Annotated in this window: 11 protein-coding genes; 6 read left to right on the top strand and 5 right to left on the bottom strand. The window is 71.7% G+C overall.

Annotated features, from left to right (window positions below):
- Positions 1–193, top strand: a 193-nt coding sequence (locus tag K313_RS0113480; protein ID WP_029212043.1) for a 50S ribosomal L9 C-terminal domain-containing protein, incomplete at its 5' end; no start/stop codon positions are given.
- Positions 194–539: 346 nt separating this feature from the next.
- On the opposite strand, the gene K313_RS0113475 is transcribed toward K313_RS0113480, so the two are convergent.
- A complete protein-coding gene (locus K313_RS0113475) occupies positions 540–1,280 on the bottom strand; it encodes a GntR family transcriptional regulator (RefSeq protein ID WP_029212042.1) in 741 nt (246 codons plus the stop codon).
- 170 nt (positions 1,281–1,450) lie between these two features.
- Here K313_RS0113475 and K313_RS0113470 point away from each other — a divergent pair, with 170 nt between their 5' ends.
- The 3 genes from K313_RS0113470 to K313_RS0113460 are packed head-to-tail and all read left to right on the top strand — an operon-like array spanning position 1,451 to position 5,257.
- The gene (locus K313_RS0113470; protein WP_019286878.1) at positions 1,451–2,518 is read left to right on the top strand and encodes a transaldolase family protein; all 1,068 of its coding nucleotides are present in this window, start codon (positions 1,451–1,453) and stop codon (positions 2,516–2,518) included.
- Positions 2,519–2,543: 25 nt separating this feature from the next.
- Positions 2,544–4,505, top strand: coding sequence for a 3D-(3,5/4)-trihydroxycyclohexane-1,2-dione acylhydrolase (decyclizing) (gene iolD / locus K313_RS0113465; RefSeq protein ID WP_029212041.1), 1,962 nt, complete (start codon positions 2,544–2,546; stop codon positions 4,503–4,505).
- A 17-nt stretch (positions 4,506–4,522) separates the two neighbouring features.
- Positions 4,523–5,257, top strand: coding sequence for a sulfite exporter TauE/SafE family protein (locus K313_RS0113460; protein WP_029212040.1), 735 nt, complete (start codon positions 4,523–4,525; stop codon positions 5,255–5,257).
- Positions 5,258–5,445: 188 nt separating this feature from the next.
- Here K313_RS0113460 and K313_RS0113455 read toward each other — a convergent pair whose 3' ends face one another.
- Together K313_RS0113455 and K313_RS0113450 are read right to left on the bottom strand one after the other, a co-directional pair.
- Positions 5,446–6,438, bottom strand: a complete 993-nt coding sequence (locus K313_RS0113455) for a sugar phosphate isomerase/epimerase family protein (protein ID WP_205621869.1) — start codon at positions 6,436–6,438, stop codon at positions 5,446–5,448.
- Positions 6,439–6,440: 2 nt separating this feature from the next.
- A complete protein-coding gene (locus tag K313_RS0113450; RefSeq protein WP_029212038.1) occupies positions 6,441–7,661 on the bottom strand; it encodes a Gfo/Idh/MocA family protein in 1,221 nt (406 codons plus the stop codon).
- A 122-nt stretch (positions 7,662–7,783) separates the two neighbouring features.
- Between K313_RS0113450 and K313_RS0113445 the strand changes: the two genes are divergently transcribed.
- Positions 7,784–8,770, top strand: a complete 987-nt coding sequence (locus tag K313_RS0113445; RefSeq protein WP_029212037.1) for a LacI family DNA-binding transcriptional regulator — start codon at positions 7,784–7,786, stop codon at positions 8,768–8,770.
- A 143-nt stretch (positions 8,771–8,913) separates the two neighbouring features.
- Here K313_RS0113445 and K313_RS0113440 read toward each other — a convergent pair whose 3' ends face one another.
- On the bottom strand, positions 8,914–10,251 hold the full coding sequence (locus K313_RS0113440; protein ID WP_029212036.1) for a 6-phospho-beta-glucosidase: 1,338 nt from the start codon (positions 10,249–10,251) through the stop codon (positions 8,914–8,916).
- The gene (locus tag K313_RS0113435) at positions 10,248–11,012 is read right to left on the bottom strand and encodes a DeoR/GlpR family DNA-binding transcription regulator (RefSeq protein WP_029212035.1); all 765 of its coding nucleotides are present in this window, start codon (positions 11,010–11,012) and stop codon (positions 10,248–10,250) included. Before K313_RS0113435 ends, K313_RS0113440 begins: the two co-directional genes overlap by 4 nt.
- A gap of 155 nt (positions 11,013–11,167) precedes the next feature.
- Between K313_RS0113435 and K313_RS0113430 the strand changes: the two genes are divergently transcribed.
- Positions 11,168–12,286 carry a carbohydrate kinase family protein gene (locus K313_RS0113430; RefSeq protein ID WP_029212034.1) on the top strand — a complete coding sequence of 373 codons (1,119 nt, stop codon included), beginning with the start codon at positions 11,168–11,170 and terminating at the stop codon, positions 12,284–12,286.
- The last annotated feature ends 14 nt before the right edge of the window (positions 12,287–12,300 follow it).

Raw genomic sequence — 12,300 nt, 5'->3', positions numbered from 1 at the left:
CGGCCGCCTCTACGGCTCGGTCCACACCGCGCAGATCGTCGAGGCGATCGTCTCCGCCGGTGGCCCCAAGGTCGACCGTCGCAAGCTCGAGGTCAAGGGCGCGATCCGCACCCTCGGCGCCTACGAGGCGACCGTGCGTCTGCACGCGGACGTCACGGCCAACGTCAAGCTGGACGTCGTCGCCGCCAAGTGACCTACTGGGGGTAGAGGCATCGACCGGCCTTCGTTCGCCAGGCTGATGCCTTTACCGGGGGTAGAGGCATCGACCGGCCTTCGTTCGCCAGGCTGATGCCTTTACCGGGGGTAGAGGCATCGACCGGCCTTCGTTCGCCAGGCTGATGTGACCAACCCAGGCTGATTCACCAGCCGTATGCCGAGAGGCCCGGCGCCACCCCGATCGGGGTCATGGCGCCGGGCCTCTCGTTGTCCCCGCTCGCACCCATCTTGCCGACTGGTCAGTGAGGGACGTCCCCGGTCGTCGGGAAGTGACCAGTCGGCGGTGGTCGGGAAGTGACCAGTCGGCGGGCGTCGCCGCGTCGTCAGGGGTTGCGGAGGGTGTTGTCCACGACGTACTGGTCGCCCCGGTACGCGTGGTCGCCGTACTCGATCGGGGTGCCGTCGGCGGCGTAGGACTGCCACAGCACCGTCAGCACGGCGTCGGCGCGCGTGAGCTGCAGCTGGCGTCGTTCGGTGAGGGTGGCCATGCGGGCCCCGAGGCGCTGGCGAGCCACGTCCGCGACCACGCCCCGGCGGCCCAGCAGCTCGTAGAGCCCGTGCTCGCTCAGTTCGGCCGCCGTCAGCGTCGCGAACTGCGGCGGCAGCCACGACCGCAGCACCACGAGGGGGCGGCCGTCGGACCAGCGCACCCGCTCGAGATAGACGAGCGGCACGCGTGGCTCGAGCCCCAGCGCCGTGGCGGCGACCTTGTTGCGGCGGGCGGGCACGAGGCGGACCACCTGCGTCTGGGGGCGGCGGCCCGTGCGGTCCAGCTCGTCATACAAGGGGGTGAGGTCGTCGCGCTGGTGCACGACCGGGGAGGCGACGCGGGTGCCGATGCCGCGGTGGCGCACGAGCAGGCCGTCGGCGACGAGCTGGGCGATGGCCTTGCGGACGGTCGGCCGAGAGACCTGGAGGCGGGCGGCGAGGGACAGCTCGTTCTCGAAGGAGTCGCCGGGCTGCAGGACGCCGTCGTCGATCGCCGCGCGCAGCTGGGCCGCGAGCTGGTCGTAGAGCGGGGTCGAGGCCGCCCGGTCCAGCGTGACGGGCAGCGGCGTGGGCACCCGTGCACAGTATCCGATCTCGCCGCGACGCCGGGTCCGATCCTCACCCAGACGCGATGGCGTAAATGTAAGGACAATAGGTTGACATGGGGTCACGACGCCGTTTGAATGGCAGTACCCCGCGACCGACCGCGACCCACCCGCACGCCGACGTGCACTGGAGGCATCTGATGAGCACCAACCTGAACTCGATGGTGGAGGCCAACCCGACCACCGTGCTGTGGAACGACTCCGCCGATCCCGTCGAGCTCAAGCAGTCGATCGAGTACGGCGCGGTCGGTGCCACGTGCAACCCCGTCATCGCCGTCACCTGCATCAAGGCGGACCTGCCCCGCTGGAGCGCCCGCATCAAGGAGCTCGACACCGAGATGCCCGAGGCCACCGAGTCCGAGATCGGGTGGAAGGTGGTCGAGGAGCTGTCGATCGACGCCGCGAGGCTGCTGGAGCCGGCGTTCGCGAAGTATGCCGGCCGCAACGGCCGCCTCTCGATGCAGACCGACCCGCGCCTCGCCCGCAGCGCCGCCAAGCTCGCCGACCAGGCGGAGTACTTCAACGGGCTGGCCGACAACATCATCGTCAAGATCCCCGCCACGCGTCGCGGCATCGAGGCGATCGAGGAGGCGACCTACCGCGGGGTCAACATCAACGTGACGGTGTCCTTCACGGTGCCGCAGGCCGTCGCCGCCGGGGAGGCCATCGAGCGCGGGCTGAAGCGCCGCGAGGCGGAGGGCAGGAGCATCGAGGGGATGGGCCCCGTCGTCACGATCATGTGCGGCCGCCTCGACGACTGGCTCAAGGAGTGCGTCGAGGCCGACGGCATCGACATCGACCCCGAGCACCTCGAGTGGGCGGGCGTCGCGGCGTTCAAGAAGGCCTACGGCATCTTCCAGGAGCGCGGCCTGCGAGCCCGCCTGCTGTCCGCGGCCTTCCGCAACACCAAGCAGCTGTCGGAGTTCGTCGGTGGGGACGTCGTGATCTCCCCACCGTTCAAGTGGCAGAAGCAGATCGTCGACGGCGGCGAGGAGCTGCCCGAGCGCATGAGCGCCCCCGTCGACCAGGCGATCGTCGACGAGCTCTATGCCAAGATCCCGGAGTTTCGCCGGGCCTACGACGTCGACGGCATGACGCCCGACGAGTTCGACACCTTCGGCGCCACCCGCAAGACGCTGCGCCAGTTCCTCGCCGCCGACGAGGAGCTCGACCAGGTCGTGCGTGACATCCTCGTCCCGGCACCCTGACGCGACCAGACCGAGGAGGACGTCGATGACCTCGACCTACCCGTATGCCGGAGCACCCACCGTGCGGCTGACCGTGGCCCAGGCGGTGGTGCGCTTCCTGGCCAACCAGTGGTCCGAGCGTGACGGCCAGGAGCAGCGGTTGATCGCCGGCTGCTTCGGCATCTTCGGCCACGGCAACGTGGCGGGGGTGGGCCAGGCGCTGCTGCAGGACGACGTGGCCGCGACCGCCGAGAGCGAGCGCGCGGGCTCCGAGTCCGCGCAGGCGACCCAGCACCTGCCGTACTACCTGGCCCGCAACGAGCAGGGTGCCGTCCACGCGGCCACGGCATACGCCAAGACCAAGGACCGGCTGCAGACGCTCGCGGTCACGACCTCCATCGGCCCCGGCGCGACCAACATGGTCACCGGCGCGGCCCTGGCCACGACCAACCGGCTGCCCGTGCTGCTGCTGCCGTCCGACCAGTTCGCGACCCGCTATCCGGACCCGGTGCTGCAGCAGCTCGAGGACCCGCGCAGCCTGGACGTGTCGGTCAACGACGCGTTCAAGCCGGTCAGCCGCTTCTGGGATCGCATCAACCGGCCCGAGCAGCTCATCCCGAGCCTGCTCGCCGCCATGCGCGTGCTCACCGACCCCGCCGAGACGGGCGCGGTGACGATCTGCCTGCCGCAGGACGTCCAGGCCGAGGCCTTCGAGTGGCCGGTCGAGCTCTTCGCCAAGCGCGTGTGGCACGTCGCGCGTCCCGTGCCCGAGCCCGCCGCCCTGCAGCGCGCGGTCGAGGCCATCAAGGCGTCGAAGCGCCCGCTGCTGGTGGCCGGCGGTGGCGCGATCTACAGCGGGGCGAGCGAGGTGCTGCGGGCGTTCGCCACCGCGACCGGCATCCCCGTCGCCGACACGCAGGCCGGCAAGGGCGCCATCAACTGGGACCACCCGCTGTCCGTCGGCGGCGTTGGTTCCACGGGAAACAGTGCCGCCAACACCCTCGCCCGCGAGGCCGACCTGGTGATCGGGGTGGGGACGCGCTACAGCGACTTCACGACGGCGTCGCACACCGTGTTCGCCGCGGACGACGTGCGATTCATCAACGTCAACGTCATGGCCTTCGACGCCGCCAAGCACAGCGCGACGATGGTGGTGGCGGACGCGCGCGAGACGCTGACCGCGCTCCAGGGAGCCCTCGAGGGCTGGACCACCGATCCGGCATACCTGCAGCGCGCCGCCGACCTGTGGGCCGAGTGGGACCAGGTCATCGACGAGTGCTACCACCGCGACCACCAGCCGCTACCGGCGCAGACCGAGGTGTTCGGCGCGCTCAACGAGCTCATGGGCGAGCGCGACGTCGTGATCAACGCGGCCGGCTCGATGCCCGGTGACCTGCAGGCCCTGTGGCGGGCGAAGACCCCCGAGCAGTACCACTTGGAGTACGCCTACTCCTGCATGGGCTACGAGATCCCGGCGGCCATGGGCGTGCGGCTCGCGCTCGACAGCGACGGCCACGAGGACCGGCAGGTGGTGGCGATCGTCGGCGACGGGACCTACCAGATGATGCCGATGGAGCTCGCGACCATCGTCTCGGAGGGGCTCAAGGTCATCGTCGTGCTCCTGCAGAACCACGGCTTCGCGTCGATCGGTGCGCTCTCGGAGTCGCGCGGGTCGCAGCGCTTCGGCACGAAGTACCGCATGCGCAACCGCGACTCCGGGCGCCTCGACGGCGAGAAGGTGCCCTTCGACCTCGCCGCCAACGCCGCCTCCTGGGGCGCGGACGTGCTGCGCTGCAACGGGATCGAGCAGTTCCGGGCCAGCTACGCCACGGCCGCCGCGGCGGACGGGCCGGTCGTGCTCTACATCGAGACCAACCTCTACGGCCCCAACCCGCCCGGGCACGCCTGGTGGGACGTGCCGGTCTCGGAGGTGTCCGAGCTGGAGTCCACGCAGCAGGCCTACGCCGAGTACGCCGAGGAGAAGAAGGCCCAGCGCCACCACCTCTGACCGGAGCAGGACGTCGTATGCCGGAGCTCAGCCTCCTCGCGTGGTCGCTGCTGGCGGCCGGTGCCCTCGTCGTCGGCTTCTCCAAGACGGCGATCGGCGGCGCCGCGATGGTGGCGGTCGGGCTGTTCGCGCTCGCGCTGCCGGCGAAGGAGTCGACCGGGACGCTCCTGCTGCTCCTGCTCGTCGGTGACCTGGTGGCCACGCGGGCCTACCGGCACACGGTCGATCGGGCGCTGCTGCTGCGTCTCGTCCTGCCGGTGCTGCTCGGTGTGGGGCTCGGCGTCGCCTTCCTGGCGCTCGTGGACGACCTGGTCCTGCGGCGCACGATCGGGGTGATCCTGCTGGTGCTGCTGGGAATTCAGCTGTGGACGACGCGACGACCCGTGTCGGGCAAGGGTTCTCGTGCTGCCGGTCGCGCGTATGGCGCCCTCGCCGGCTTCACGACGATGGTGGCCAACGCCGGCGGGCCCGCCATGAATCTCTATCTCCTGCGCGAGAACTACGAGAAGTGGACGTTCCTCGGCACCACCGCGTGGTTCTTCCTCGCGGTCAACCTCGTCAAGCTGCCGTTCATGGTGGGGCTGGGGCTGGTGACCGGGCGGGGCCTCGTCCTGCTGCCGCTGCTCGCGCCCGTGGTGCTGCTGGGCGCCTGGGCCGGGCGCCGGGTCGTGGCGCGCATCGACCAGGTGTGGTTCGCGCGGATCGTGACCGCGTTCGTGGCCGTCAGCGCGGTGCAGCTCGCCCTGCTCTGACGGCGGTCGCCGCGCCCTGCCCGTCGTCGAGGGGTCACGAACTCGCGCGACACGCCGTGCAGCGCGACATACGCGTCCCCTCGTCGGCGCCGCACGGGCGGCGGGCACCCCACCCCACGATCGTGAGGGTTTGGTCCAAGAATGTTGGAGAAAACACTCACGATCCTGGTGGGACGGGTGGGGCGAGCTCAGGCGCGGGCGGCGGCCTCGAGGAGGGTGGAGGCCGCCATACGCAGGCCGTCCATCGTCGACATGGCGGCGTCCTCGTGCTCGATGTTGATCACCATGTCCTCGTCCACCTCCTTGAGCGCGCGCAGCACCTCGACCCAGTAGTCCACGTCGTGACCGACGCCGACCGCCACGAACCGCCACGCGGGGTCCTGCGGCCAGGAGGCGCACCAGTGGTGGTAGCCGACGGGCACCTTGCCCTCCGCCTCGGGCGGGACGACGCCGAAGTCGACGTCGAGCACGCCCTTGGTCTTGACGCCGTCGAACAGCGCGACGTCCTTGGCGGCGGCGAAGAAGATGCGGTCGCCGAGCGTGCGGACCACCGTGGGGACGTCCATCTGCTGCCACATCAGGTGCGAGGTGTCCATCTCCACACCGACGTTCGTGGCGCCGGTCTCGTCCAGCAGCCGCTGGTAGGTCGTGGTGTTGAAGACCAGGTTGCGCGGGTGCAGCTCGAGGGCGACGCGCACGTCGTGGTCGCGGGCGAGCTGGTCGATCTCCTTCCAGAACTCCACGGCGATCGGCCACTGGTGGGCGAGGATCTGCTGGTCCTGGCCGTGCCAGGCGTTGACGACCCAGGTGGGGAGCGTCGCGCCGGGCTCCGCGCCGGGCAGGCCGGACATCGTGATCACGTGCTTGACGCCCAGCGCCGCGGCCAGCTCGATCGACCGGCGCACGTCCGACGCGTGCTTGGGGCCGTCGGACGCGTTGGGGGACAACGGGTTCCCGTTGCAGTTGAGGGCGGTGAGCTCCATGCCCTTGTCGGCATACACCCCGAGGTAGTCCTCGCGGGCCGAGGCCGAGGCGAGCAGCCCGTCGACGTGGATGTGCGGGGCGGGGATGAAGCCGCCGGAGTTGACCTCGACCGACGTCAGTCCGAGACCGCGCAGCGTGTCGAGCATCTCGGGGAGGGACTGGTCGGCCAGGCAGGCGGTGTAGGCGCCGAACTTCATGGTCAGAGCTCGCTTTCGGGGGCGGGGACGGCGACGGAGGCGCCGCCGGACTGGTGGGACCGCACGACGGCGTCGACGACGAGCATCGTGCGGTAGGCGTCGGTGAACGACGCGTTGGGCGGCGTGCCGTGGTCCAGGCCCGCCACCTGGTCGAGGAAGGCCCGGCACTCATAGGCGAACATCTCGGCGTTGCCGCCCCCGTTGCCGGCGGCCTGCATCGGGTAGCCGCCGTTGAAGTAGGGCAGGTGGGGGCCGGCGATGATGCGGCGCTCGCCGCGGGTGGTGGCGTCGGGCTGCTCGTCGTCGTAGGTGTACTCGGCGGGGCGGTGCCAGTCGACCGCCGCGCGCCCCTGCAGGCCGTAGACCTCGAGCCGCAGGCCGTTGGGCATCCCGAACGCCGTGCGCGAGCAGGCGAGCGTCGCGGCCACGCCGTTCGCGAAGCGCGCCGTGAACGTCGCGGTGTCCTCGTTGGTGACCTCGCCCGTCTCGTCCGAGACCGGCGCGGCGCCGTGGCCGACGACGAAGCCGAGCGGCTTGGGGCGCTCGGTGACGAGGGTCGACAGGGTGCCGCCGGCGACGGACTCGATGGGCCCGCAGACGAATTCGGCGAGGTCGATCAGGTGGGCCCCGACGTCCGCGAGGGCCCCGCTGCCCAGCGGACCGGTGAAGCGCCAGGTCAGGGGACCGCTCGGGTCGCACGCGTAGTCGCAGTCGTAGCGACCCTCGACCAGCGACAGCGGCCCCAGGTCGTCGTCCGCGACGTGCTGGGCGACGCGGGCCATGGCGGGGTTGCGGCGATAGGTGAAGCCGACGCCGGTCACGACGCCCGCCTCGCGCGCGGCGCCCTGCTCGAGCTCGGCCATGGCGCGCCCGTCCTCGAGCGTGCCGGCCAGCGGCTTCTCGCAGAACACGTGCTTGCCGGCGCGCACCAGGGCCTCGGCGATCGGGCGGTGCAGGTCGTTGCCGACGACGATCGAGACGATGTCGATGTCGGGGTCGTCGACGATCTCCTGCCAGCTGCCCACGGCCTTGTCGTAGCCGTAGCGCCGCGCGCAGTCCTCGGCGAGCGGGAGGTTGGCGTCGGCGATGGCGGCGAGCCGCACCGGCGGCAACCCTTCGAGGTCGAACATCGTGGTGGCCATGCGCCAGCCGTTGGCGTGGCTGCGCCCGGCCATCCCTGCGCCGATGACGGCGACGGACAGGGGCTTCGTGCGGTCGGTCATGGTGATGCCTCTCTGCATCTGCGGCCGGTCGATTCACCGAACCGGAACGTTCCGGTAGAGTCAACGCTAGGCCCCCACCACAGGCCTGTCAACAGATTGTCAGGACATGATGAGGAGGGCTTGTGGCAGCCGGACGCGTGACCATCGTCGACGTCGCCCGCGAGGCGGGGATCTCCGTCTCCTCCGTCTCCGTGGCCCTGCGCGGGGAGCCGGGCGTGTCCGACGCGACCCGCAGCCTGGTCCTGGCGGCGGCGGATCGCCTTGGCTACCAGCCGGATCGGCGCGCCCGTGGGCTGCGCGAGCGGCGCAGCCGGGTGGTCGGGGTGACCTTCGGGCTGCACCAGACCTTTCACGCGGCCCTGGTCGAGAGCCTGTATGACGCCGCAGCCGGCCAGGACCTCGACCTCGTCCTCAGCGCGACGACGCCCGGTCGTGACGTCGCCGCCGCGGTCGACAGCCTCCGCCACGAGCGGTGCGACGCGGTGATCCTGGTCAGCCCCGACGTCGACGCGGCCACCCTGGCCGACCTCGGGTCCCGGCAGTCGACCGTCCTGGTCGGCTCCGACCTCACGGCGCCCGGGGTCGACACGGTGCGGGCGGACGACGACGCCGGTATGGCGCTGCTCGTGGGTCACCTGCTCGAGCGGGGTCACCGCACGATCAGCTTCGTCGACGGCGGGGACGCCGCGATGGGTGCGACGCGGTGCGAGGGCTATCGCCGGGCGATGCGCGCGCACGGGCTCGAGCGCGAGATCGACGTGCTGCCAGGGGATCCCAGCGAGGACTCCGGTGTGCGAGCGGCGACCACGCTGCTGGCACGCCACACACCCCCGTCGGCGGTGCTCGCCCACAACGACTTGATCGCGACCGGGCTGCTGCTGACGCTGCGGTCGGCCGGGGTGGCGGTGCCGGAGGGGCTGGCGGTGGCGGGCTACGACGACACGCGGTTGGGGGCGCTGTCGAGCATCGACGTCACCACGGTGTCGCAGGAGCCGGCACGCCTGGCCGAGGAGGCGCTGCGGCTGGCGCTGTCCCGCGCCGAGGGGCGGTCGGCCGGCGAGGCGTCGGTCGTCGTGCCCCCGCGGCTCGTCATACGGTCCACGACCTGATCAGCCACAAAGCCCCAGAGCCCCCAGAGCCCCCAGAGCCCCCAGAGCCCCGTCAATGTGAGTGTTTCCTCCAAGGTTCTTGGACCAAACACTCACGATCGTGGGGCTATCGGGGAGGGGAGATGCGGGGGCTGTCGGGGAGGTCAGCGGAAGACGGCGTCCAGCGCCGGGATCCGCTCGCGATAGCCCGTGAGCAGCAGGCGCGCCGTCACGACCGAGTCGACCAGCGGGTGCAGCGCAAAGGCCTGCAGCGCCAACGACTCCGAGCCCTCCTGCGCCGCCCGGATCGTCAGCGACTCCACCGCCTTGACCTGCTGCACGAGCCCCAGCGGGTGCCCCGTGAGGGGCACGGCCGAGAGCGGCTGCGGCCCGGACGAGTCCACGATGCAGGGCACCTCGACGACCGCGTCGGCCGGCAGCCCGGGCAGGGCGGTGCCGTTGCGCACGTTGAGCAGCATGGACGCGCGCTCGTTGCGGGCGATCGCGGCCATCAGCGCCAGCGCCACGCCCTCGTAGCCCCCGCCCGCCACGTCGGTGGCGTCACGCTCCTCGCCCTCCTCGCGCGCCTCGGCCATGTAGGTCTCGTCCCGCTCGCGGCGCGTCCGCACCCACAGCTCGTGCGCCTGCTCCGGCGAGTCCCCCACGGCGCGATAGAAGTCCGCCTGCGAGCGCAGGAGGTACTCGCCGCGCGTCTCGGCCGACCCACGGATCCCGGCGACCGCCTCGCGGGTGAAGTAGTAGTAGTAGAGGTACTCGTTGGGGATGGCGCCGATCGCCTGCAGCCACTCGGGGCCGAAGAGTCGCCCCTCCTCGGTCGACAGCAGCAGCTCGGGCTGGGCGAGCAAGGAGGGCAGCACATCTCGCCCGTCGTGCACCAGGGTCTGCAGCCAGCCACAGTGATTCAGCCCGGAGTAGCCGAATCGCGTTGCGTCGCCGGGCAGCCCGAGCGCGTGGGCAGCACGTCGCCCCAGCCCGAGCGGCGAGTCGCAGATGCCCATCACCCGGTCGCCGAGGACGGTCTGCATGGCCTGCGTGATCATGCCGGCGGGGTTGGTGAAGTTGATGAACCACGCGTCCGGCGCCAGCCGCGCCACCCGGGAGGCGATGTCGAGCGCCACCGGGAGCGTCCGCAGCCCGTAGGCGAGCCCGCCCGGCCCGGTGGTCTCCTGCCCGAGCACGCCGAGGTCCAGCGCCACCCGTTCGTCGCAGGTGCGTCCCTCGAGCCCGCCGACGCGGATCGCGGAGAACACGAAGTCCGTGCCCTCCAGCGCCTCGTCCAGCGAGGTGGTCGCGGTGACCGTCGGCGCGTCGGGACGACCCGCCGCCATCTGCCGCAGCACCCGCTCGATCACCCCGAGCCGGCCGGCGTCGACGTCGTGCAGCACCAGCTCGTCGACGCGGCGCTCATGCCGGTCGCCGAGCAGCGCGCCATAGACCAGGGGGACGCGAAATCCCCCACCGCCCAGGATGGTCAGTCTCATGCCGTGATCACCTCCGTGCCGAGCTCCGCGAGGGTGGCGAGCACCTGCGGGTCGGCCTTGTCGTCCGTCACCAGGGTGTGTATGCCGTCCGCCCCGCACACGCGCAGGGTGCCGTGGCCGGGCAGCTTGCCGTGGTCGGCGAGCAGCACGACGCGGTCGGCGCAACGCATCATGGCCCGCTTGACCGGGACCTCGACGAGGGTGGTGTCGAGGACGTCGCCGTCGGCCGTGATGCCGCTCGTGCCGAGGAAGGCCGTGGTGGCCCGGACCTGGCGCAGCGCGTCCTCGGTCAGGACGCCGACCAGCGAGTGATAGGTCCGCCGCACGGTGCCGCCCAGGAGCACGAGCTCGACGGTGCGGTCGTGCCGCAGCTCGTCGAGGACGGCGAGCGAGCTCGTGATGACGGTGATGCGGCGGCCGCGCAGCTCGCGGGCCAGCAGCATCGTGGTCGTCCCGATGTCGAGGAGCACGACGTCGCCGTCGGACACCAGCCGCGCCGCGCGCCGCGCGATGGCGTGCTTGGGCCGGAGCTCATGGGTCGCCACCCGCTCGAAGGGCACGGGCTCGTCGCGCGCCTGGTCGTCGGGGGGCAGCTGCGCCCCGCCGTGGACGCGGACGAGCCGCCCCTCACGCTCGAGCTCGGCCAGGTCGCGACGGACCGTGGCGTGGCTCGCGCCCGCCCGCGACGCGAGGTCGTCGACGGTGGTCAGGCCGTGGGCGCGCAGGTGGCGCATCAGGGCGGCCTGGCGCAGCTGCTTCACCCGCCCAGACTAGCGCTCACAACCACGCAATCGCGAGCACGATCGTGCAACGAGTGCGCGTTCTTGCTTGCATTCCCCGCCCACCCCGGACGATCATGTGACCCATCGTCCGATTGGTCCTCTCAGCGACGCGAGGCAGACAGCGAGGCAGACACGTGACTGGCCAGACCGGTCCCACCGGCACGTCCTTCGACCCGCTCGCGGACGTCCGCCATCCGGGCGAGCCCGCGATCGACGTCATGCTGCACGGGATGGTCTTCCTCGACATCATCTTCAGCGGGCTCAGCCGCATCCCCGCCGGGGGCGAGGAGATTTGGGCCGACGGGATGGGCTCGTGCCCCGGCGGGTCGGCCAACCTGGCGGTGGCGAGCGCCCGCCTCGGGCTGCGGACGGGCCTGTCGGCGGCCTTCGGCGACGACGCCTACGGCGACTTCCTGTGGAGCACGCTGCAGGACCAGGAGGGGGTCGACCTCAGCCGGTCCCGCCGGTTCGCGCACTGGCACACCCCGGTGACGGTCTCGGTCTCGCACGAGGGCGACCGGCGCATGATCACCCACGGCCACGACGCCCCCATGTCGGCCAACGACCTCATCGGCACCCCGCCCCGCAGCCGGTCCGTGCTGTTCGACCTGCCCTCGGCCGACGACCCGGACGAGCTGCTGTGGATCGACAAGGCCCGCGAGCAGGGGTCGCTGCTCTTCGCCGACGTCGGCTTCGACGGCACCGGCGCCTGGGACCCCAGGGTCCTGGACCCCCTCGACCGCTGCCACGCGTTCACGCCCAACGTCGTCGAGGCGATGGCCTACACCCGCACGGACACCCCCTACGACGCGCTCTACGCCCTGGCCGACCGGGTGCCGCTGGCCGTCGTCACCAACGGCGCCCACGGCGCGCTCGCCATCGACGGCTCCACCGGGGAGGAGGCCACGGTCCCCGCCCTGCGGGTCGAGTCCATCGACCCGACGGGCGCCGGGGACGTCTTCTGCGCGGCCCTGTCCCTCGGCACCCTCGCCGGCTGGCGTCTCGACGACCGCCTCGCCTTCGCCGCCCTGTGCTCCGCGCTCGCGGTCCAGCAGTTCGGCGGCTCCCTCGCCGCCCCCGGGTGGGGCGACATCGCGGACTGGTGGCACGCCCAGCGCCAGTCCCCGTCGCCCACGGCGCTGCACAAGGCCGTGCTGCGTCGATACTCGTTCCTGGACGACCTGGTCCCCGACGTCCCGCCGAGCGCGGTCCGTCGGGCGGCTGCCACCATTGCCCGACGGTCCGACGTGTGACCGCGGCCCTCTCG

The organism is Arsenicicoccus bolidensis DSM 15745 (genome assembly GCF_000426385.1).
GTDB lineage: Bacteria > Actinomycetota > Actinomycetes > Actinomycetales > Dermatophilaceae > Arsenicicoccus > Arsenicicoccus bolidensis.
This window is presented reverse-complemented; position numbering and strand designations above follow the sequence as displayed.